This is a genomic window from Streptomyces sp. Ru72 (assembly GCF_002920635.1).
Taxonomy (GTDB): domain Bacteria; phylum Actinomycetota; class Actinomycetes; order Streptomycetales; family Streptomycetaceae; genus Streptomyces.
On record NZ_PQSR01000037.1, the window covers coordinates 21,064 to 42,090 of the forward strand.

At 69.0% G+C, this 21,027-nt stretch carries 23 protein-coding genes and 3 pseudogenes; 13 read left to right on the forward strand and 13 right to left on the reverse strand.

The window, feature by feature from the left end; translation table 11 throughout:
• Positions 1 to 577 precede the first annotated feature (577 nt).
• The 5 genes and pseudogenes from C3488_RS18940 (at position 578) to C3488_RS18955 (ending at position 4,282) form a co-directional block, all read left to right on the forward strand.
• The gene (locus C3488_RS18940) at positions 578 to 889 is read left to right on the forward strand and encodes a cold-shock protein (protein ID WP_181139081.1); all 312 of its coding nucleotides are present in this window, start codon (positions 578 to 580) and stop codon (positions 887 to 889) included.
• A gap of 89 nt (positions 890 to 978) precedes the next feature.
• Complete coding sequence (locus C3488_RS40140; RefSeq protein ID WP_146067888.1) at positions 979 to 1,539, forward strand: hypothetical protein; 561 nt, start codon at positions 979 to 981, stop codon at positions 1,537 to 1,539.
• A 492-nt stretch (positions 1,540 to 2,031) separates the two neighbouring features.
• A pseudogene (locus tag C3488_RS18950) lies at positions 2,032 to 2,839 on the forward strand (IS5 family transposase).
• Between the two features lie 72 nt (positions 2,840 to 2,911).
• Positions 2,912 to 3,019 carry a DUF4240 domain-containing protein gene (locus C3488_RS41085; RefSeq protein WP_219822320.1) on the forward strand — a complete coding sequence of 36 codons (108 nt, stop codon included), beginning with the start codon at positions 2,912 to 2,914 and terminating at the stop codon, positions 3,017 to 3,019.
• Between the two features lie 123 nt (positions 3,020 to 3,142).
• The gene (locus C3488_RS18955; protein WP_103840938.1) at positions 3,143 to 4,282 is read left to right on the forward strand and encodes a serine hydrolase domain-containing protein; all 1,140 of its coding nucleotides are present in this window, start codon (positions 3,143 to 3,145) and stop codon (positions 4,280 to 4,282) included.
• 98 nt (positions 4,283 to 4,380) lie between these two features.
• Here the strand turns inward: C3488_RS18955 and C3488_RS18960 are convergent.
• A pseudogene (locus C3488_RS18960) lies at positions 4,381 to 5,480 on the reverse strand (IS630 family transposase).
• A gap of 60 nt (positions 5,481 to 5,540) precedes the next feature.
• Here C3488_RS18960 and C3488_RS18965 point away from each other — a divergent pair.
• Positions 5,541 to 6,125 (forward strand): annotated as a pseudogene (locus C3488_RS18965) (transposase); the annotation flags it as partial.
• A 206-nt stretch (positions 6,126 to 6,331) separates the two neighbouring features.
• Here C3488_RS18965 and C3488_RS41630 read toward each other — a convergent pair.
• Positions 6,332 to 6,466, reverse strand: a complete 135-nt coding sequence (locus tag C3488_RS41630; RefSeq protein WP_258053496.1) for a hypothetical protein — start codon at positions 6,464 to 6,466, stop codon at positions 6,332 to 6,334.
• Positions 6,463 to 7,011, reverse strand: coding sequence for a hypothetical protein (locus C3488_RS40590; RefSeq protein ID WP_258053497.1), 549 nt, complete (start codon positions 7,009 to 7,011; stop codon positions 6,463 to 6,465). Before C3488_RS40590 ends, C3488_RS41630 begins: the two co-directional genes overlap by 4 nt.
• A 589-nt stretch (positions 7,012 to 7,600) precedes the next feature.
• On the opposite strand from C3488_RS40590, the gene C3488_RS18975 reads away from it, so the two are divergent.
• On the forward strand, positions 7,601 to 8,365 hold the full coding sequence (locus C3488_RS18975; RefSeq protein ID WP_103840940.1) for a TnsA-like heteromeric transposase endonuclease subunit: 765 nt from the start codon (positions 7,601 to 7,603) through the stop codon (positions 8,363 to 8,365).
• A complete protein-coding gene (locus C3488_RS42590; protein WP_374955433.1) occupies positions 8,362 to 8,607 on the forward strand; it encodes a hypothetical protein in 246 nt (81 codons plus the stop codon). Before C3488_RS18975 ends, C3488_RS42590 begins: the two co-directional genes overlap by 4 nt.
• A gap of 201 nt (positions 8,608 to 8,808) precedes the next feature.
• Here C3488_RS42590 and C3488_RS42595 read toward each other — a convergent pair whose 3' ends face one another.
• Positions 8,809 to 9,033 carry a hypothetical protein gene (locus tag C3488_RS42595; RefSeq protein ID WP_374955434.1) on the reverse strand — a complete coding sequence of 75 codons (225 nt, stop codon included), beginning with the start codon at positions 9,031 to 9,033 and terminating at the stop codon, positions 8,809 to 8,811.
• Positions 9,034 to 9,188: 155 nt separating this feature from the next.
• Here C3488_RS42595 and C3488_RS18985 point away from each other — a divergent pair, with 155 nt between their 5' ends.
• Positions 9,189 to 9,491 carry a nucleic acid-binding protein gene (locus C3488_RS18985; protein ID WP_258053498.1) on the forward strand — a complete coding sequence of 101 codons (303 nt, stop codon included), beginning with the start codon at positions 9,189 to 9,191 and terminating at the stop codon, positions 9,489 to 9,491.
• A 235-nt stretch (positions 9,492 to 9,726) separates the two neighbouring features.
• On the opposite strand, the gene C3488_RS18990 is transcribed toward C3488_RS18985, so the two are convergent.
• The 6 genes from C3488_RS18990 to C3488_RS19015 form a co-directional block, all read right to left on the reverse strand.
• Positions 9,727 to 10,260: a DUF4396 domain-containing protein gene (locus C3488_RS18990; protein ID WP_103840942.1), complete on the reverse strand. Its 534-nt coding sequence runs from the start codon at positions 10,258 to 10,260 to the stop codon at positions 9,727 to 9,729.
• Positions 10,261 to 10,476: 216 nt separating this feature from the next.
• Positions 10,477 to 10,857 carry a class I SAM-dependent methyltransferase gene (locus C3488_RS18995; protein WP_258053499.1) on the reverse strand — a complete coding sequence of 127 codons (381 nt, stop codon included), beginning with the start codon at positions 10,855 to 10,857 and terminating at the stop codon, positions 10,477 to 10,479.
• Positions 10,858 to 11,197: 340 nt separating this feature from the next.
• A complete protein-coding gene (locus C3488_RS19000) occupies positions 11,198 to 12,391 on the reverse strand; it encodes a permease (RefSeq protein WP_103840946.1) in 1,194 nt (397 codons plus the stop codon).
• Positions 12,392 to 12,501: 110 nt separating this feature from the next.
• The gene (locus tag C3488_RS19005) at positions 12,502 to 13,428 is read right to left on the reverse strand and encodes a hypothetical protein (RefSeq protein WP_103840948.1); all 927 of its coding nucleotides are present in this window, start codon (positions 13,426 to 13,428) and stop codon (positions 12,502 to 12,504) included.
• 103 nt (positions 13,429 to 13,531) lie between these two features.
• The gene (locus C3488_RS19010) at positions 13,532 to 13,978 is read right to left on the reverse strand and encodes a hypothetical protein (RefSeq protein ID WP_103840950.1); all 447 of its coding nucleotides are present in this window, start codon (positions 13,976 to 13,978) and stop codon (positions 13,532 to 13,534) included.
• Positions 13,979 to 14,199: 221 nt separating this feature from the next.
• Positions 14,200 to 14,889, reverse strand: a complete 690-nt coding sequence (locus C3488_RS19015; protein WP_258053500.1) for a TetR/AcrR family transcriptional regulator — start codon at positions 14,887 to 14,889, stop codon at positions 14,200 to 14,202.
• A gap of 121 nt (positions 14,890 to 15,010) precedes the next feature.
• Here C3488_RS19015 and C3488_RS41635 point away from each other — a divergent pair, with 121 nt between their 5' ends.
• The 4 genes from C3488_RS41635 to C3488_RS19030 all read left to right on the forward strand — a co-directional run bounded on the left by C3488_RS41635 (position 15,011) and on the right by C3488_RS19030 (position 16,678).
• On the forward strand, positions 15,011 to 15,355 hold the full coding sequence (locus C3488_RS41635; RefSeq protein WP_258053505.1) for a class I SAM-dependent methyltransferase: 345 nt from the start codon (positions 15,011 to 15,013) through the stop codon (positions 15,353 to 15,355).
• Entirely contained in the window at positions 15,238 to 15,705 is a 468-nt protein-coding gene (locus tag C3488_RS19020; protein WP_258053504.1) for a class I SAM-dependent methyltransferase, read from the forward strand. Before C3488_RS41635 ends, C3488_RS19020 begins: the two co-directional genes overlap by 118 nt.
• Positions 15,706 to 15,793: 88 nt before the next feature.
• On the forward strand, positions 15,794 to 16,507 hold the full coding sequence (locus C3488_RS42600) for a DUF2218 domain-containing protein (protein WP_374955435.1): 714 nt from the start codon (positions 15,794 to 15,796) through the stop codon (positions 16,505 to 16,507).
• A gap of 18 nt (positions 16,508 to 16,525) precedes the next feature.
• Complete coding sequence (locus C3488_RS19030) at positions 16,526 to 16,678, forward strand: hypothetical protein (protein ID WP_374955436.1); 153 nt, start codon at positions 16,526 to 16,528, stop codon at positions 16,676 to 16,678.
• Positions 16,679 to 16,995: 317 nt separating this feature from the next.
• Here C3488_RS19030 and C3488_RS19035 read toward each other — a convergent pair whose 3' ends face one another.
• The 3 genes from C3488_RS19035 to C3488_RS19045 form a co-directional block, all read right to left on the reverse strand.
• The gene (locus tag C3488_RS19035; protein WP_103840954.1) at positions 16,996 to 19,539 is read right to left on the reverse strand and encodes a sensor histidine kinase KdpD; all 2,544 of its coding nucleotides are present in this window, start codon (positions 19,537 to 19,539) and stop codon (positions 16,996 to 16,998) included.
• Positions 19,540 to 19,541: 2 nt separating this feature from the next.
• Positions 19,542 to 20,225 carry a response regulator gene (locus C3488_RS19040; protein ID WP_103840956.1) on the reverse strand — a complete coding sequence of 228 codons (684 nt, stop codon included), beginning with the start codon at positions 20,223 to 20,225 and terminating at the stop codon, positions 19,542 to 19,544.
• A 133-nt stretch (positions 20,226 to 20,358) separates the two neighbouring features.
• Positions 20,359 to 21,027: a potassium-transporting ATPase subunit C gene (locus tag C3488_RS19045; RefSeq protein WP_103840958.1), complete on the reverse strand. Its 669-nt coding sequence runs from the start codon at positions 21,025 to 21,027 to the stop codon at positions 20,359 to 20,361.

The following is a 21,027-nucleotide window of genomic DNA, read 5'->3' on the forward strand; positions in this document are numbered from 1 at the left end:
TCAGTGCCCGGGTCAGCTCCCGGTTAGCCGCTCGGGCAGTCTCTGCGGGCTAAGGTCGGGCAGGGGCTGGCGGACGCGCGGTATGCCCAGGGAGACGCCGCCCCGCGACACAAGGGCCGGGGAGCTCCCACGCTCCACCGTCCGTTTCACACGCCCGCGTTGGGCGTGCCTGATCCCGAGGGGGGAACCCGGCGTCAATGTTGCCCGCGCCGGTCGCCAACTCGCGTGGGCACCCGCCAACTGAAGCGCTCGGTCACACCCGGGCTCGCAGGCTGTTCGGAACCGAGTGAAGGACAGCAGTGCGATGCCTACGCCACCCAGCTCACCCGGCTGGTGCGCTTGCGCTGCGGGCCGAGCAGTGAAGGGCCGAGGCGGCTACAGGCTACGGCCCGTTTTGTCTGGGCCGCCCGGCTGAGGCTCTGCTTGGCGAGGGGAACCGCCGCGTCGCCGAGCACCGGGAAACAAGATCGCGCGGTTCCGGTCCATCTGTTAACGTGCCTGCGGTTCGGTCGAGCGCTGCTGACCACAGCGCACGCCGGAACGGCGAATTACCGGTGTTGCAAGGGGGAACCCGAAAATGTCTGACACCACGTCTGCAGAGGTGTTTTCCGGCCACGTGCTTGAGTGGCACAGCGAAGAGGGCTGGGGAGTTCTTGCTTCCGATGCCCTCCCGGACAGGGTGTGGGCGCATTTTTCGGTCATCCAGGCCGAGGGCTATCGAGAGCTGACCGTTGGCCAGTCCGTCACCTTCTCAGTCGAGCAGGCTGAACAGGACGAGTTCAGCTGGCGTGCCGTGTCCGTCTGGCCCGGAGCTGGAGCGCGACGCTCGCCCAACGAGGGCGAGCAGCCTGGCTATTCATCCGACCTGAACATCAGGTTCGATTCCTGACACTATATCGGTAACCGACCGAATCTTTCCTATCAGTATGCGCAGCAGTGGCGTGGTCTCTGCTGTTGTGCGCTTCAGACAGGAATCTGGTGTCTTCGAAGTCCACGAAAAGGGTTGCTGCAGTCGGCTCCGCTGCGCTGGCCGCAGTTCTCGCTCTGGGTGCCGTTCCCGCTCATGCCGGGACGCAGCAGGGCAGGTTCACGTTCAAGGTCTCAGACCCCTACTACACGAAGACGGACGGCAACGGCACCTTCACCGGCCAGGTGAACATGGCCGGTACCGTCGGGCGCCCCGCTCCCATGGCCTGGTCGTTCCGCACCTCCCCGGCAATACAGGCCATAGCAACAGGTCGAATGACATGCTCGGCCGGTCACATGCAACTGCCCTACCACGACAGTCACGCCAATGTAACCGTCAACTATTTCTGGCACTCGTCAGTCCCCAACAATCGGCGCAACAAAAACTACACGCTGTACGGGAACTGCACGTTTCCCGTACAGGTCGGCGGCAGGACCGGCAAGGCAGACCTGGGCTTCAGCTTCAACTATTCTCTCTTCGACGGGATCACTCCGTCCATGACTGCGCAGGACGGTGGCAGCACCGAGGACACGCCTTACACCAGCGACCTCAAGATTGCCTATGACTCCTGAGAGGTCGTAACTTCGGCATCCGAGTCGGTTCGTCAGATCAACTGGCGAGCCGACTCGGATGTTTGGACTGGTTACGGTTCTCCCGGGTATGAAAACAGGTAGGTGGCCGAGGATGCAGTCCTGAGAGTTCGGCCAAGCAATTTTGGGCTTGATTCCTTGGCGCGAGTGATCGCGCCCCATGAATCGATCTCGACGTCGCGCGGGCCTTCTGCTGGCGGAGATGGCCGTCCCGCACCCTGCGATGTGCCGTCTTCATGGCAGTGAGCCAGCTGGGGATGCACCTACTCATGACAGCCGCGAGCCACGAAGTACCACCGCCGTGTCAGTGGCAAGCTCCAGCCACGAGCCGACGACCAGCAGGAAAACCCGCTTCCCCGCTCAACCGTGACTGACACGCCCTCACTGACACCAAGCCAAAACATCGCATCTGCAGATCCGCAAGCCGTACGTAAGACGCCGTTTCCTTTGGCTTGATCGTTCGTTGAGCGGTGCATGACGGGTCTGATTGAGCGGTTGGTGCCGGATGAGTTATGGACGTTGTTCCGGCGGGTGGTTCGGCCGACGGAGGTCACACGTCCGCAGGGCGGCGGCTGACGGCGGTCGGGTGACCGCGAATGCCTGGCTGCGATCATCTTCGTGGCCGCCTCGGGGTGCACCTGGCGGCAGTTGCCCCCGGTGTTCGGCCCGGCCTGGCCGACGATCTACCGGCGCTTCGCCCAGTGGAGCCGTGACCGAGTCTGGGCCCGGCTGCACCGCATCCTCCTGGACGAGCTCGGCACCAGAGGGGAGCTGGACTGGTCGCGGTGCGCCATCGACTGCGTCAGCCTCAGGGCCGCAAAAGGGGGCCACTGACCGGACCGAATCCGACCGACCGCGGCAAGAACGGATCAAGGATCCACCTGATCACGGACCGGAACGGTCTGCCTCTGTCGCTGGGCATCTCCGGTGCCAACGTGCACGACAGTCTCGGTCTGAAGCCGCTGGTGCGGGGATCCCACCGATCCACTCCCGGCGCGGCCCACGCCGCCGACGACCGGCCAAGCTCCACGCCGACAAGGGATACGACTACGACCACCTGCGCCGATGGCTCCGCAAGCGAGGCATCCGCCACCGCATCGCCCGCAAAGGCATCGAGTCCTCGCAGCGGCTGGGCCGTCACCGCTGGGTCGTCGAAAGGACAGTGTCCTGGCTGGCCGGATGCCGCCGCCTGCACCACCGCTACGAACGCAAGGCCGAGCACTTCCTTGCCTTCGTCGGCATCGCTGCAGCCCTCATCTGCCACCGTCGCCTGGTGGGCTGAACCACGGTCGACGGAAGTCGATAGCCGGACGCCGTCCCGCCACTGTCACAGCTGTCCGTCATGCTGTGCGACATGAACGAGAACGCCTTCTGGCAGCTCATCGACGACTGCACACCGTCCACGCCCGACCCCGACGCGGAACATCTGGCCGCAGCACTGACGAACCGTCTAGTGCGTTGACCACTAACCTTTGTCGGGGTTGATTGTTCTGTCGTTCGAAGGCTGAGTGTTCTCAGCGAGGCTCGGTGACGGGTACGTTGTCTCATCGAGTTGATCAAGTAGGTCGGGGCACGGGGGAAACCGGTGTATGGGCTTGATGGTGGTGCGGAGGAGGGCTTCACCGAGGTCAAGCAGGTGTTCGCCTCGTTGGCGGAAGCCGACCAGGATCACGACATGCAGGTGGCGGTTTATCACTGCGGGCGGTTGGTGGTGGATCTTTGGGCTGGCCCGGAGATGCGGCAGGACTCGCTGCTCAACGTCGCGTCCGTGGGCAAGGCTGCCGCATATGTCTGCGCCGCGCTGCTCGTGCAGCAGGGCGACTTGGAGCTCGATCGGACCGTGGCACGGTACTGGCCGGAGTTCGCGGCGGCCGGCAAACAGGACGTGACGGTTCGGCAACTGCTGAGTCACCAGGCCGGTCTGGTTGGCGTGGACGGCGGTTTCAACCTCGACGAGCTCCACGATGACCAGGCGGCAGCCGTCCGGCTGGCTTCCCAGCGCCCCTTTTGGCGGCCGGGCACGGCGCACGGCTACCACGGGTTCACCATTGGCCCGTTGATCGGCGAGCTGGTGCGGCGGATCACCGGCAGCACCCTGCGGGATTTCCACGCCGCAATGGTCCGCGAGCCACGAAGCATCGACATGTTCGTAGGGCTGCCCGCCGAATACGAGCCTCGCGTTCTGACCCTCCAGCCGCCTGTGCCGAGCGAGCAGGCCGGCTCCGACCCCGTGCCAGCACCGGCGCCCGACAGTCTTGCCGGCCTGGCATTCAGCGTCCCGGTGGCCGACAGGCTCGGCCTCGTCAACGCCCGCCGATTCCGTGCAGCCGGGCCGGTGTCGATGGGAGTCCTGGCCAGCGCACACGGAATCGCGCGAATGTACGCCTCATGCCTTGACGCCGTGGATGGCCTGCCTGCCCTGCTTGCCGCGGAGACACGGGAGGAGTTCGCGCAGATTCACTCTGTCGGCCACGACCTGACGCTGGCCTGCCCCAGCCGCTACGGCTTGGGCTTCCAACTGCCCGGCGATGCACAGCCCTACCTGTCCGCCCGCACCTTCGGCCACGACGGTGGAGGCGGTAGCTGGGGGTTCGCGGATCCCTCGACCAGACTCGCCTTCGGCTATGTCCGGCGCCGTATGACCAATCCCGGAGGTCTCGGTCCCGACGCGCACTTGCTGGCTCGCGCTGCCCGCTCCTGCGCCGCCGGTCAGCTCGCCTTCTGATGGTCTTACGCGGGGCTGAGGCCACGACCCCATGTCGGGATCAAGCAGGTGCAGGTGCTCAAAGTTCTTGCTCAACCTTCACTGCGGCAGGACATTGATCAGACGGCTTCGGTTCGTGGGCGGCCCGAGCGTTGCCGGCGTTCGCTGCGGACCTTGGCGCGTTCCGGCCGCTGGGCGGCCAGGACGTCGGGATGGCGGGCGTTGGCGTTGCGCCATCGCAGGTAGTCCTGAAGTCTGCGGGCAAGCACGGTGTGGTTGGGATGGTTCGAGCCGCCCATGACGAAGGTGCGTAACGGCCCGAACTGGGCTTCGATCGGGTTGGCCCACGACGCGCTGGTCGGTGTCAGGCACAACTCGACCTTGTTCTGGCCGGCCCAGGCCCGGATGGCTGGGGTCACATAATCACATAGATGGGGGCGCCGTCCGGGCGGGCGGCGCGGATCGACTTCAGTGCCGCCAGGCTGTGGTCGCCGCCTTTGCGGCGGCGGGTCACGCCCCACAGGCGGTCGTCCCCCAGGGAGTAGCACCCGTGGAAGTACCGGATGCCATGGGTGCGGTGGTAGGTGGCGGGCAACCGGTCGGGTTTGCTGCGCCGTGCCCAGGCGGTGCCGTGACAGGGCCGGATCGACAGCGGGCCGAACTGGTCGAATGCGAAACACCGATCCGGGAAACGGCTGGTCACATACTCGATGCGGTCGAGCTTGGCATCCTTGTCCGGGTCCGTGGACTCCTTCCAGGTGCGGGTGCGCTGGAAGGAGATTCCCTTCTCGTGCAGGACCTGCCGCAGCCGCTCGCGGCCTATGCGCACCCGGCGGCCGGGCTTGCGGGCCAGGTAGTCGCACAGCTTGCGCAGACTCCAGTGCGTGAAGGGCAGCCCCAGCGCCGTCGGGCGGGTCGTGGCCGTCGCGATGATGAATTCGCGGTCCTCATCGCTGATCAGGCGAGGACGGCCTCCCGCCCACCGAGGGTCCAGCGCGGCCAAACCCTTCTCGTTGAACGCATGGATCACGTCCCGGACGGTGTCCTCATGCGCGGCAACCAGACGGGAGATCGCCGTCACGGGCGTACCCGACGCCGACGCCATGATGATCAGCGCCCGGCGCACCCGCACCGACTCATGCCGGCCCCGCCGGACAATCTGCCGCAGCCACTGACCTTCCTGATCAGTCAACCGCCGTGCCCTGACCGGCCCTACCATCCACGACCTCACCCTCGACGGCGATCACGCCGCCGTCAACGATGAGGCCACCAACCCCAAACCACCAGCACCCGCCAAGCCGAACCCCCACCCGGCGAACGTTCGTGGACAACGCACTATCGACAGCCCGCACCGTCGGTGGCTGCTCTGGCCGCCGGTCTTGAGCCGCAGGCGTTCACCACCGTTGCCTGGCGGCAAGGCACCCGCGGAGAGTTACGGTCCCGCTTCGCCGCCGTGCGTGTCCGCCCCGCCGGAAAGGCCGTCGAGCGTCCGATCAAGGCCGCTGCTTCCTCCGAGCAGGGCTGGTGGGACGGGGTCCTGCCCGACTGCTGGCTGCTGGTCCAGTGGCCGGAAGAGGCCCAGGCCCCCACCGACTACTGGCTGTCCAGCCTTCCGGCCGACACGGCGATCGCCGAGCTGGTCCGCTTGGCCAAGGTCCGCTGGCGCATCGAGCACGACTACCGAGAACTCAAGCACGGGCTCGGTTTGGACCACTTCGAAGGCCGTTCCTGGCCGGGCTGGCACCACCACGTCACCCTCGTGACCGCCGCCCACGCCTTCCTCACCGAACAACGGCTGGCCCCAAAAGTCACCGCACCGGGCTCACTCTCTACCAGATCCTCGACGCCCTCCAAGACATCTTGAGGTGCTGGACCGGCATCTGCACCACCTGCCACCAGCCCCCTGCCCCGCAGGACACCCAGAACGCCAAGATCGAGACAGACCTAACGGAGTCCTACTAGGGCAGCGGAACTGATCGCAGTCGGCGCAGCCGGCGCACTCCATGCAGATGGCGCGTGGTGTGCACGGGCAGAGGCAGATCGGGTTGTAGTCGGGGGCGTCCTCGCCGGCTAGTACGTCTCGCCGAGCGGCGGCTCGGTCCACGCGCAGACGGTGCCGTCGGCGAGCAGCTCCTCGAAGCGGCGGCCGATGGGGCTGGACTCGCGCCAGACGGCGACCACCTCGGGCTCTTGGGCGGAGGTCATGCTGGGCTCCCTGCGGTGTCGGCCGGCTCGGTGGCGCGGGTGAGGAACGCGGCGAGGCCGGCGGTGGCCTCGGGGTCGGCGGCGGCGAGCCGGGCCGCGAACGCCACCTGGTCGACACCGGCGGCCGGGACCAGGCGGGCGAGTTCGGCGAGCAGCGCGGCGAGGGCGAGGACGGGCTGCGGCAGGAGACCGGCGGCGGTCTCACGGGCTGCCGGATCCGCGTAGTGCCCAAGGATCGCGGCCAGGGCGTGGGCGGGCCAGGCGTCGACGTCGGCTTGGACGTGCCCGCCCGCGCGGCGGGTGAGTTCGTCCCGGGCGGCTTCGTCGCCCTCGCGGGGCTCGGTCTGCTCCAGCGTGCCGAGCTCGCGCAGCGCCTGGAGCTCATCAGCGCGGGCGGCGATCCGGGCGGCTTCGCGCAGCTCGGCCTCCCGTGCGGCGGCGGCCGCTGCTTCGGCGGCGAGCTCGGCCTGGACGACGGCGTCGCTGTCCGGTCGTAGACGGTGCCCGGTGCCGTGTCGGTGAGCAGCTGGTCGATGCGCTCCCACTCCGCCAGCTCCGCCCGGCCGCGCGTGTCGTCGGCCAGGTGCTCGTGCCGGGAGTCCTGGCGCGCATCGAACCGGGCTTCCTCGAGGGCGCGGGCCACGGCGGCGGCGTCCATGCCCTTTGAGCGGCGGCGCACGACACGCCGGCCGATGCGGGCGTGGTCGACCGGCTCGCGGGGCGCGGCGACGCGTGAGGCGAGCGGGCGGCGGACATCGCGCCGAGACGACCAGGGTGTGGTCGTCAAGTCCTCGCATTCGTCCGCGGATTTGGGAGCGGGCCGCCGCCAGAGCGCTGTGCGGCGGCCCGCGAATATGTGAGCCGAAGCTCAGGAGTTGTCACCAGCGGGACCGGCTGAGCTGGTGAATGGGGACGACCGAGGCAGCCTGGTTGTCACACGCGAGGCATCCGACTTGTCACAGGCGCTCATTCAGCAGTCTTTCTGTCACCAGAAACGAAGATCGGGAGCCTGAGGTTCTCCACGGCGCTTCCATGGGCTCATGGCCGCTACACGTGCCGGGTCGGGAAGGGTAGTCGACGCCGCTGACGCCCGGGTCCGTCTTGTCGCATCAGTGCAGCTGGGAGGACCTTTTCGTGCCGACGGACGTCGACGCGGGCAGGTCCGGCCTGGATCTGGGCGACGGCTGGACGAGACGGTGGACGGTCTCGTGGCGGGCCGGTGGGGACGATGCGTCCTGCTCGGTGCACGATCTCGTACAGAAGCCGGTGCTCACGAGCGACCCGATGCGGCACTTCACCTGGCGCCGGGACCAACGGCACCGTCCTGGCCTGCAGTTCATGACCAGTACTGGCCGTCACCACGGCGCGGAGAGCCTGGAGGAGAGCCGGGTGTTGCTGGCCTTGGACTTCGCCGGGGATGTGGTGGACGTCGTCTCGCAGCCGCTGAAGATCTCCTTCGGGACCTGCGGGAAGCGCCGCGCCCACACCCCTGACTACGTCGCGGTGACCCGCCGCGTCGTCTGGCTGATCGACGTACGCCCCGAGCTTTTGATCAAGGAGTCGGACCGGGAGTCGTTCTTCGCGGCCGCCGAGGTCGCCGTCGCCTGCGGCTGGCACTACGCGGTGGCCGCCCGCTGGCGTGAGCACGCCTTCGCAGGGCTGGACGCGATGGCGTCGCCGCGCCGGCTGAGGTCCGATCCGCTGGGGCTTCGGCCGGTGCTGCTCGCCGAGGCCGGTAGTGGGCGGAGGTTCGGCGAGCTCGCGGCGGCGACGGGCTGCGAGCCGGTCGCCCGGGCCCAGCTGCTGCACCTGCTGTGGTTTCGGCATCTGGGCGTCGACCTGGCCGGCCCGCTGCAGGACCGCTCGCTCGTGCTGCCCGCTGGGAAGACTGCCCGGTGACCGCGGCAGCGGTGCTGGACCTTTCCCCCGGCGCCGGGCTGGTGCTGGACGGGACGGAGTGGACGGTCGAGCGCCATGAGGCGAACTCGATCGACCGCACGTGTGTGAAATCAGCGCGCAGCCCGTCAGCCCGGGTGCCCCAGTCCGTGAAATACGACTCGGTGATCGCCTCGGCGACGATCGGATGCAGCTCCTCGTCCGTCGCACCGGCCTCCTGGAGCTGGAGCATCTGGGAGGCGTAGGTGGGTGATATCGGCGTGGTGATGGTGCGCTCGCGGCCGTGGTCCGAACTGCCCGTGCAGGTGAATCCGAAGTAGGCCGTCACCTCCACCATCATCCCGATGGAGTGGCCGCTCGTTCCCTCGCCTGTGCTCTGACCTGCGGTTGCCACTGGGATTCGGTTTCCTCCACGAGCGCGGCCTGGAGGCGCTTCTGGGGCTTCTTCAGCTGTCCGACGCGGTAGCGCGCTGCACGGTGCGGGTCGAGACGCCCAGGCGTTCGGCGACGGCCTTCGTGGACCGCTTGGCCCGCGTGTAGAGGAATTCCATCTGAGCCTTTGCCGATTTCGGCGCGGGCCGGGTGAACACCTTCCGCTCCGCCCGTACGAGGGCGTCCAGGACCTTGCCCCGGCGTTGGGTCGGCTGCTGCGAGTCGTGCTGATCGTCCATGGGAGAAGCGTCCGTCAGGTGACCTGTGGACAGATGACGGCGAGCAGGCCCCGGCGTCGCACGGACGGCGCTGTGGGCGGGTCGAACTACTGTTGGGCCGTGACGACGTACGCCTATCCCGACGATCTCCTCCAGGCTCAGCGGCCCTGAACGAGGTGCGCGCCAGCCTCAAAGCCCTGGTCAAGACGCTGCCGTACTCGGTGGAACCCGTGAAGGCCTGGGAGCGCCCCGACGGCTACTGGCTCGCCACGTCCCGGTCGTACCCGGACTCGCCGGGCTGGTCGGAGCAGGAGAAGAAGGAGGTTGCCGCGCTGCGGGAGAAGGAACGCGATCTCACTGCCGTGATCCTCACGCACGCCTTCTGGGGCGAGGTCGACGCACCCGAGCGGGCCGATGCCCGGTCCCAGCTCAAGCACGCCCTCGAACGCGAGGACGGCGAGGGCCAGGAGGCGGCGTAACCGTGGCGGACACGCCGCACGAGCCGCCACCCATCACCGTGGTCCTCCCCGACGGACAGGAGTTCTCCGGGGCGCCGCAGGTGTGCAGTTCGGGTTCACGCAGCTCAGAAGCGGTCGGGACGACCATAGGGGGTGCAACAGGTGTGGTGCACGGGTGTCGTGGCTGATTCACTCCGCGGACTGACAGATGGGTTCGGGCTCCGACTCGAGGCCCGGCCACTGGGTGCGACGGGCGTCAGTGGTAGGCGTGCACCACCGCGTGGCCCTTGCCGCGGCCGATCATCCACTTGTTGACCGGGGTGGTGATCAGGAAAGCGACGACGAAGCCGCCCAGCAGCGAGGACCAGAACAGTCCGTCCGCGAGGTGGGCGTCCATCGCGCCGGGGACCAGGGCGATGATGCCGTTGTCGACCAGTTCCATCACCGCGATGGACACAGTGTCGGCGGCCAGCGCAACCTTGATCGCGGTCTTGAAGTCCAGGCCGGCCCGGCGAACGGCGAACAGCGTGAACGAGTAGCCGAAGACGAAGGCCAGCACGATCGCCAGGACCATCGTGGGCACGTTGCCCCACAGCAGAGCGGTGCCGATGACCATGCCGAGGATCTCGCCGATGGCGCACCCGGTCAGGCAGTGCAGGGTCGCCTTCGCCGCCGTAGTCCAGGACGCGCCGACGTGCTCAGCCCCGTGTCCGCCGTGGTCCTGGCCGCCTACGCCGTGGCCGAGGTGTGCGGCGTGCTGCGCGGTGGTGTCGTGAGCGGAGTGGTCCATGGCCTGTCCTCTCCATTCCCGTCCAGTGTGACCCCGTTCCCGGGCTCACAGCCACAAACCAATATACCCCCTGGGGGTATCCCTTTGCGCTCGTGCCGGTGATCGAACGCTGCCTCCCTCCCGCGCCGGCCTGGGGCCGTACGGCATCCGGTGGTGCTCTTGGACGGCGACCGCGAAGCAGCGGCGGAACGGTGCGTCGGTATCAGCAGGCAGTCCTCAGGTGCGGCGCAGGATGGCCCACGATCCCCAGCCGGCTGCGGCTTCGGTTGCCTGCCAGCTGCCGGGCAGGGCGGCGGCCACGTCGTCCGCCGGAAGGTACAGGGGGCCGTCTTCACCGAGCTGGTTGATCCACAGCAGGACGCCCTCGGGGGCGAGGACGCGGGCGGTCTCGGTGGGAAAGAGCAGCATGTCGATGGCGGCGACAGCCGCGACTGAGGCATCGGGGAAGGGAAGCCGGCTGGCGTCGGCGCGTACCCGGCGAGGTGAGCGGCCCGCGGCCTGGCGAAGCATCCGCTCGGACAGGTCCAGGCTGATCACCGTGGGGAAGGCGGCGGCCAGCAGGGGGGTGAACAGGCCGGTGCCGGAGCCGAGTTCCAAGCAGGGCCCTGCGGGGAGAGGTCCGCCGCGGGCGATGGCGTCGCACAGGGGGTCGTCGCGGCCGGTGGCGCGGGTGGTGTCCCAGTCGGCGGCGAGCTGGTCGAACTGGTCGGTGATGAACGCGGCGGCTTCGGCCGTCCAGGGGCGCCGGCCGGCAGCCAGGTCGCGGGCGAAGGCCCGGAAGACGTCGGCGGTGCCGGGGGCGGAACCGGTTTGCCGTCCGGGCTGGGCAGGACGCGCGGCAGGGTGGCAGTCACAGCGCTACTCCAGCATGTCGACGGTGGTTCACGGATCGGCCCGTGGGCAGAACCGGCCCTCCACCCACGGGTGGAGGGCCCCGTCAGTTGTGTCCGCCGTGGGGGTCCGCTGCGTGGTGCATGTGGTCGGCGTGGTCGTGGCCGGTGTCGGGTGAGCCGCCCATCAGGCGGAGCATGGCCATGCCGCCGGTCCGCCAGAACCGCACGAGGAGCACCGCGGCCAGGAGGAGGAAGGCGATGTTGAGCCAGGTGGTGTAGTTCCAGCTGACGCCTTCCATGGGGACCTTCGCGTCGGCCTGGTCGGGGATCAGGCCGAGCCCGCCGAAGGCGAACTCCACGATGTATCCGGCGATGACCATCGCGAGGTAGAAGGTGCCGAGGAGGAAGGCGGCCGTCTTGGCGCCGTAGTACTTCCGGTAGATGTTGAGGATCGGCAGGATCAGCAGGTCGGCGAAGATGAACGCCACCACGCCGCCGAAGCTGATGCCGCCCTTCCACAGCACTACCGCCAGCGGCACGTTGCCGATGGAGCACACGAACGAGGCGATCGCCACCAGCGGGCCGACGATGGGCCCCCACAGTTTGGCGGCGAGCGGGTGGCCGTCAAAGAAGAAGGTGCGCCAGAACGAGTCCGGGACCCAGGCGGCGATGGCGCCGGCGATGAGCAGGCCGACGACGAGGTCGCGCAGGATCGCCGCCCATTCCATGACGAATACGTGGCTGGTGGCGGTGAAGCCCTCGCGGGAGAGGAGCCGGCGGGTGAAGGAGCCTTGGCGCTGGACGGACATGTCCATCGCGGCGTGGCCCTCCATCGACCCGGCAAGCCCCTGTTCTGCCTGCTCGCGGGCCTGACGCAGGAGCCTGTCGCGCAGGAACAGCCGGAACAGGACGGCCAGCAGGATGATCATGATGGGGCCGCCGACGAATTCGGCGGCGGTGAACTGCCAGCCCATCAGCAGCGCGAGGATGACGCCGAGTTCGACGACGAGATTGGTGGAGGCGATTTCGAAGGCCATCGCGGCGGTGAAGTTCGCGCCCTTGCGGAACAGCGAGCGGGCCAGCGCCACCGCGGCGTAGGAGCAGGACGAGGACGCCGCGCCCAGGCCCGCGGCGACGGCAAGGGTACGGGGACGGTCGTCGCCGAGCAGGGAGACGACGGTGGACTTGCGGACCACGGCCTGGACGACAGCGGACAGCGCGAAGCCCAGGATCAGGGCCCAGGTGATCTCCCAGGTCATGGAGCCGGTGATCGACAGTGCGTGCAGCACGGCGTGCATCTGAAAAGCCTTCCTCGCACGAAACGGCGTACGCCCGGCGGACACGCGGTGAGGGGGCGGGTCTGTCGGGCCGGGTGCGGGGCGCCGCCGGGGCGGCGCCCCGCTCGGGGTCAGCCCACGTGCAGGGTCAGGGCGGCGGTGTGGAGCGTGCCGCCGGTCTGGAACTGCAGGAACAGCCGCCAGTTGCCGGAGGTGGGCAGTTCGGCGTGGAAGTTCAGGTCCGGACCGCCGTGGTCGCCGGTCACCTTGGTTGTCGGGTGGAGGTGGGCGAACGCGGCGTCGCCTTCGTGGAAGGCGGTCAGGTGGGCGTAGGTGGCCAGGTAGGGCTGCAGGTCGGTGACGGGCTTGCCGTCCTTGGCGATGGAGACGGTCAGCGGGTGCGCCATGCCGGCCATGGGCTCGCCCTTGACGGTGACGGTGTACCCGTCGGCCTGCGTGCTGGTGGCGGGGGCGGGCAGCGGGGTCTTGGTCGCGGTGCCGGGCACGGTGACGGTGTGCGAGAGCACGAAGTCATTGCCCTTGCCGGACCCGCCATCGGGAGTGAAGGAGGCGAACAGGCGCCACGAGCCCGGTGCGAGGGCGGCCAGATCAGCGGTCCAGGTGCCGTCGGCGGCCATGGCGGGGTGGATGTGCTGGAAGCCGGTCAGGTCGGAGCGGATGGCATAGAAGTGCATCCGCTTGGTCTGGTCGAGGGCGAAGCCGGTGACCGCCTTGCCGTCCGGGCCCGTGACCGTGAACCGGTAAGCGGTCTGCTTGCCGGACGGCAGGGTGGCGTCCTTGGAGGTGAGTCGGTACCCGTCCTGGGTGTCGGACAGGCCGTTGCCGGAGGCCATGTGGTCCATGCCGGGCATGTCACCCATCGCTTGCGACGCGCTGGGCGAGGAGGAGGCGGAGGACTTGCTGCCGTGGTCCGTGCCGGGCATGGACGAGGAGTCGCTGGAGGAGCCGCAGGCGGCCAGCGTCAGCGCGAGAGCGGCTGCGGCGCCGGCCGCTGCGAGGCTGCGGCGGCGGGGGGTGAAACGGTACGAGGTGGCCATCGAGGTGAGTCTTTCCGGGTGGGCGCACCACACCGGTGGTGCGCGGAAACGAGCAGGACGCGGTGCCGGCTCCGGCCTGGGGCCGGGATCCGGTGCGCGCCTGTCACGTCCGCGCGATACACACCTGAAGCAGGAGATCTCGCCCGCCGCCCGGTGGTCCGCGCCGCCCCGTCCCGCCGGCTGCCACCCGCAGGCGGGCCAGCACCCACGGGGCGAACACTGCGGCGCCTGCCACGCCGAGCAGGCCGGGCGCGGGCAGGTGGGTCCGCTCGTGGGCCGGGGTGGACACGCACAGCGCCCCGGACATCCCGGAGGCGTCGGCGGCCCGGACAGCGGGGCCGGTACCGCGCGCGGCGGGCGTATGAGTCGCGAGCAGTGCGGCGGGGTTGTGGCCGCCGGTCATCGGCGAGGCCGCCATCGTGGACATGGCGCCGTGGCAACCCTCTGCGGCCGTGGCTGGGGCGCCATGCATGAGGAACAGGCCGAACAGCACCGCGCACACCGCCAGCAGCCGGGCGATGCCCCGCCTGCCTGCATGTCCGCTGCCCACGTTCTGTCCCCTTACTCTGCCTCACTGTTCGGCGTGCCCCCTGCGATTGCCCACCCACCATACCGGGGTGGGGTATGCAGCCGCATCAACGGGGACCTGGCGGGGTGATACCAGCCGAAGGGCAGACGCGAGGATCTTGAAGTCCCGACGGGCGAGCCAGCAGCCAGAACGAGGCCGGGGTCTGCCTGCACTCAGCAGTCACGGTCGTGTCTCGATTCCGTTCATGTATCGGTCGATGGACGAGCGTGGGCGGTGTGGTGCCCAGGGCCGTGCAGCGGGATAGACGATGAGCGGCCCGCCGCGGCGACGCGTTGAGGAGGCTGGGTGGCCCCGGTGGCCGGCGGCGAGGGGCGCAACCCGGCCAGCGTGACCGCGACCAGTCGGTGAACGGCAGCCTTGGAGGGCAGGCTGCCGGCGGCACCCAGGGCATGCAGGCAGTAGGTCGCGAGCTCGCCGGGGGCGACGTCATCGCGGATGTCCCCGGCCTGCGCGGCTTCGGCGATGAGATCACGCACGAGGGCGTTCAGGTGCTGCTCGGCGTGGGCGAGGTGCTCGCCCCGATGCACCAGCGCTGCGAGTTCGGTGTGCTGGGGGCGCTCGTGGGTGATGTCCGCGTAGGCGTGGAGGACGGCTTCGAGTTGTTCGCCGGGGGTGCCCGCCTGGTCGCGGATGCGGGCGAGGTGCTCGAGATGCGCAGTCACGTGGCGTTCGTGCCACGCGGCCAGGATCGACTCGACGTCCGGGAAGTACTTGTACAGCGTCGCCCGGCCGATGCCGGTCTCCTTCGCGATCTGCGACATCGTCACCGACGCCAGTCCGTGCTCGGCCACCAGCGCCGCGGTGGTCTCCAAAGTCGCTTCGCGGACCGTGCGACGGTGCTCGGCGATCGTCTCATTCCACAGCTTCGGCACCCCTACAGTGTACGCAGTGACGGCTTTCAGACACTATGGATTGACGTAGACAGAGTGTCTCGATAAAGCTGAGGGCGTCGCGGAGATCCGTCCTTCCACGCGACGGAGAGGAGTGCTTCTCATGGCACAGCTCGCGGACGAACCGACTCCCGATCCCGAGTTCCGCGACGTCGGCGCCGCCCGGCCCGGGCCACACCACGCTCCCGGCCGCCAGGGCGCGACCGACGCCGGTCTCCGGCACGAGGAGCTGTACGCGAGTCCGCCGCCGTGGGACATAGGCCGCCCCCAGCCCGCCTTCCTCGCCCTCGCCGACGCGGGGCTCCTGCACGGTCGGGTGCTGGAGGTGGGCTGCGGCACCGGCGAACACACGCTCATGGCCGCACGGCTCGGACTGGAGGCACCGGCATCGACCTCGCCACCAACGCCCTGGATCCTGCGGCGAAGAAGGCGGAGGAACGCGGCTTGAAGGCGCGCTTCCTGCGCCACGACGCCCGGCGTCTGGCCGACCTCGGCGAGCGGTTCGACGTCGTCCTGAACTCCCTGGTCTTCCACGGCTTCCGCGGCCAGGAGCGTGCGGCCTACGCAGAGAGCCTGCACGCCGCGGTGAAACCCGGCGGGCGCTACTTCATGCTCTGCTTCCGCGACGAGCCGCCGACCCCATCCGGGCGAGTGCACCGGCTGACACCAGACGAGATCCGCACGGCGTTCGCCGACGGGTGGCGGGTCGACGCCGTCGAACCCATCACGATCGACAGCGCCCTACCCGCCTACACCGACGGCATCCGCGGCTGGCGCACCGCTCTCACCAGGAACTGAAAACCTCCGCAGGGCAAGCCCCATCCGTGCGCGCAATCCGTCGGTGCCCGCTCCGACGGCACCACCCTGCGGTACAGAAAGGAAGGTCATGCCGACCGCCGAAGCCCACATTCCCACCGAGCGTGCCAGCCGGTATCTCGTGCAATTCTGCCGCCACCTTGGCCAGATGAGCCGAATGCGTCACCAGCCGCCCGCCCGCCACGGCGGCGATGGCATGCCGCCGACGGTGCAAGATGTCGACTACTCCGACACGTACGGCGTGATCCGTTTCGATGACGGCCAGTTCACCCTGCAGGCCACCTCGGACACGCTGAGCCTGCGCGTCGACGCCGACGACGAGCACACTCTGCAGCGACTCCAAAACGGCATCACCGCACGCCTTGAGAAGATCGGCCGACGTGACCAGCTGACGGTGACCTGGCAGCGGTCCCAAACGCCTCCAGGCCCACCCGGCGAAGCGGCCAGCCCAGCCTCCGCTCCCGAAACCGAAACTGCAAAGCGCCCGGGCCGCGGCAGGACCATAGGACTGATGGCGGTCGGCGCCGTGGTCGTCGCCGTCCACCTGGGTCTGGGCGGAGCCGCACTGGCCGCGTCGACGTGGACCGGCTGGGCCGTCAACGCAGTCGTGGCGATCATCCTGCTGAAGGTCGTCTTCGTGGCCGTCCACGTTGTTCTGGGCCGCTTCGCCATCCGCCGCGGCACGTCGTTCCGGCCCCGATGGACCTTGCGGCACTCCCCGCACAAGTCCATACCCGCGACCGAACAGACGGCTGACGTCGCGCCGGGCAAGGAGTGCACCTAAGCACCCGCCGAGGCGCCGGTGCTGGCCCTGGACAAGGCGCTGGACGCGGCGGAGCACCCCGGCACCCGGCTGTGCTCTTTGTGCAGTGCGGCGGCCGAACTCGATCCCGTGCTCAAGGGGTTCGAACATGGCTTCGGCGGCTCGGAAAACAACGGCAGGGAACCGTCGTGATCGTCACACTGGCGGGATGAGCTTGTTCTACGCCGACGCCTACGATCCCGACGACATGATGGTGCACCCTCGCCATCAGGCGATGCAGCCGGTCTTGGCTCAGCTCATTCAGCAGCTACAGCGCGTGACGCCGACCGCGCGAATACACCGGCACTCCGTACGCGAAGTGGGCCGCCGTACCCGGCTTCTCAGGAAGATCTACCCGCCATCTGCTTTCGAGACAGCTGGCCCCACCACTCCTTCGCCGTCTCCAGGGCCTTCCTGGCCCGGGTTGGCCGTCCACCAGATGCTCCCCGTGTCACCACGGGCATCGGCCCTCAGGACGTGATCACGGCCGTACGCTCAGGATGCTCCGGCCGACGCTCCGGTGCCGTCGGCACGCTGAGCACCATTGTGAGGCCCCCGCCGGGGGTGTCCTCGGCGTGCAGGGTGCCGCCCACGGCCTCGGCGAATCCGCGGGCGACCGCGAGGCCGAGGCCGACGCCGGCACCGCGCGGGGAGTCGCCGTAGCGCTGGAAGGGCTCGAAGATGCGGTCCTTGGCCGAGTCGGGGACGCCCGGGCCTCGGTCGACGACCCGCACTTCGACACGGTCGGCGATGGCGCTGGCCGCCACCAGCACCGGAGTGCCGGGCGGGCTGTACTTGACAGCGTTCTCGACGACGTTGGCGACCGACCGTTCCAGCAGTCCCTTGTCCACGTCGACCATGGGCAGGGTCTCCGGGATGTCCAGGTGCACGCTGCCGTCGGGGACGCCGCCGAGCGCCATCGGGATCACCTCGTCGAGGTCGGTCTCGCGGATGATCGGGGTGACGGTGCCGGTCTGCAGGCGGGACATGTCGAGCAGGTTGCCCACGAGGTGGTCGAGGCGGTCGGCGCCTTCCTCGATGGCCGCCAGGAGTTCCGCCTGGTCTTCCTCAGACCATTCGACGTCGTCCGAGCGGAGGGATGTCACTGCGGCCTTGACACCGGCGAGCGGGGTGCGCAGGTCGTGGCTGACAGCGGCGAGCAGGGCGGTGCGGATGCGGTTTCCCTCGGCCAGTTCCTTGGCCTGGTGCGCCTCCTGCTGGAGGCGCTGGCGGTCCAGGACGACCGCGGCCTGGGCAGCGAAGGCGCCCAGGACCCGGCGGTCCTCTGCCGGTAGGACCCGGCCGGAGAGCACCAGTGACATGCGGTCGCCGGCCGGTACGTCGACGTCCGCTTCGTCGGGGGTGGCGCAGGGCCCGGGGCCCACGCTGCCGGCGCAGGCCCAGGGCGCCACGTCGCTCTCGCGTTCGAGCAGTGCCACGGATTCCATGCCGAAGGTCTCGCGGACCCGTTCCAGGAGGGCTTCCAGGCTGGTCTCGCCGCGCAGGACGTTACCGGCGAGGAGGGAGAGGATCTCCGACTCGGCTCTCAGTCGTGCCGCCTGATGGGTGCGGCGGGCTGCCAGGTCGACCACGGATGCCACGGACACGGCGACCCCGAAGAACACCGCGATGGCGACGATGTTTTTGGGATCCGCGATCGTCCAGGTGTGGACCGGCGGGGTGAAGTACCAGTTGATCAGCAAGGAGCCCGCCACCGCCGATGCCAGCGCCGGGAACAGGCCGCCGAGCAGGGCCGCCGCCACCGTCATCGTCAGGAACAGCAGCATGTCGTTGGCGATCCCCACCTCGGGGAAAACGCTGCTCAGCAGCCAGGTCAGCAGCGCGGGTCCGCCGAGGCCGACCAGCCAGCCCCACACGATCCGGGACCGACCAAGCCGTGCGCCCCTGGCAACTGGCAGGCCGCGGCCCTTGCCCGCCTCGTCGTGCGTGATGAGGTGGACGTCGAGGTCGGGGCCGGAGTCGCGCGCGACCGTGGCGCCGACGCCGGGTCCGAGAACGTACTGCCAGCCCTTGCGGCGGGAGACGCCGAGGACGATCTGGGTGGCGTTCACGCCGCGTGCGAAGTCCAGCAGTGCGGCGGGAACGTCGTCGCCGACGACCTGGTGAAAGGTGCCGCCGAGGTCCTCCACGAGAGTGCGCTGGACGGCCAGCTCCTTCGGGGAGGCGGAGGTCAGACCGTCGCTGCTGGAGATGTAGACGGCCAGCACCTCGCCGCCGGCGCCCTTCTCGGCCAGCCGCGCCGCCCGGCGGATGAGCGTGCGCCCCTCGGGACCCCCTGTCAGGCCGACCACGATCCGCTCGCGCGAGCCCCAGATCGTGGAGACGCGGTGCTCGCTGCGGTACTCCTGCAGGTAGGCGTCGACCCGGTCGGCCACCCACAGCAGGGCCAGTTCCCGCAGGGCGGTGAGGTTTCCGGGCCGGAAGTAGTTGGACAGAGCGGCGTCGACCTTGTCGGGCTTGTAGATGTTGCCGTGTGCCATGCGGCGGCGCAGAGCCTGCGGAGACATGTCGACCAGCTCTATCTGGTCGGCGCGGCGCACGACCTCGTCCGGCACGGTCTCTCGCTGCCGTATCCCCGTTATCGACTCGACGACGTCGCCCAGCGACTCCAGGTGCTGGATGTTGACGGTGGAGACCACATTGATGCCTGCGGCGAGCAGCTCCTCCACGTCCTGCCAGCGCTTGGCGTTGCGTGAGCCGGGGATGTTGATGTGGGCGAGTTCGTCGACGAGCGCGACCTCGGGGTGCCGCGCGAGGACTGCGTCGACGTCCATCTCGGTGAACGTGCTGTCCCGGTACCGCAACTCCTTGCGCGGCGTCTGCTCCAGGCCGTGCAGCATCACCTCGGTGCGCGGGCGGTCGTGGTGCTCGACGAAGGCGACCACGCAGTCGGTGCCCCGCTCCACCCGGCGGTGCGCCTCGGAGAGCATCGCGTAGGTCTTGCCGACGCCGGGAGCCGCGCCGAGGTAGATCCGGAGCTTGCCGCGTGCCATGGTCATCCTTCGAAGCGGTAACCCATGCCGGGTTCGGTGACGAGATAGCGGGGGTGGGCGGGGTCGGTTTCCATTTTGCGCCGTAGCTGGGCCATGTAGACCCGCAGGTAGTTGGTCTTGTTGCTCTGGGAGACCCCCCAGACCTCCCGCAGCAGGTGCTTCTGTGTGATCAGGCGGCCCGGGTTGGTGGCGAGGATCTCCAGCAGGTGCCATTCGGTGGGTGTCAGGCGTACGTCGCGTCCGTCCCGGTGGACCTTCTTGGCGAGCAGGTCGATGGTGAAGTCGTCCGTCTTCACCAGTGTCGTCTCCGGGGCCAGCGGCGCGGCTTCCGTGCGCCGGACGGCCGCCCGCAGCCGGGCGAGCAGTTCGTCCATGCTGAACGGCTTGGTGATGTAGTCGTCGGCCCCCACATCGAGGGCTACCACCTTCTCGTCGGACGCCTGGCGGGCGGACAGCACGAGGATCGGTACCCGGGTCCAGCCACGCAGCGCTCTGATCACATCGGTGCCGTCCATGTCGGGCAGCCCGAGGTCGAGCAGCACCACGTCCGGCTGGCGAGCGGCCGCCAGGCGGAGCGCGGTGGCGCCGTCGGGCGCCGCGTCGACGCCGTACTGGCGGGCCTGCAGGTTGATCACGAGGGCGCGAACGAGCTGCGAGTCGTCCTCCACCACGAGCACCCGGGTCATGGGTGTGTGCCCTTCCTGTCGTACGTCGGGCCAGGCGAGCCGGGAGCCGCGCACCCGACGTCGCGGCTGCGGGAGTTGACGGCACCGGGACTGCTCGTCGGCCGCCAACTCCCGCGCGTATCGCGTAAGGCCATCAGTGCTTCGCCACAAGGTCCTTGAGCGCGATGTTGAGTTCCAGGACGTTCACGCGGGGCTCGCCCATGAAGCCGAGAGTGCGGCCCTCCGTGTGGTCCTCGACCAGCTTCTCCACCTCGGCGACGGACAGGCCGTTCCTCTCCGCGACCCGGTGGACCTGGAGTTCCGCGTACTGCGGGGAGATGTCCGGGTCCAGACCCGAGCCGGAGGACGTCACCGCGTCGGCAGGCACCTGGGACGGCTTGACGGTGTAGCCGGGTACCGCATTGTCCTTGATGACAGCGGCCTTAGCGTCCTCGACCTGCTTGATGAGCACCTTGCTGTCGGCGGAGAGGTTGGTGGCGCCGGACACGAGCAGCTTGTACCGCGTGTTCACACTGTTCGCGCCGAGGCCGTTCGCCGGACGGCCCTGGAACCACTTCAGGTCGGCGTCCGGGGTCTGCTGCCCCTTCTTGAGCGGCAGGTTGTACGACTGTCCGATCAGGGACGAGCCGACGACCTTGCCGTCCGCCTTGATCTCCGAGCCGTTGGCCTTGCTGCTGAACAGCCCCTGGGCGATGCCGGTGATCACCAGCGGGTAGATGACGCCCGTCACCAGGGTCAGCACGAGGAGGGCGCGCAGGCCCGCCCAGAGCAACCTGGCGATGTTGGTTACCGAGTTGTTCAT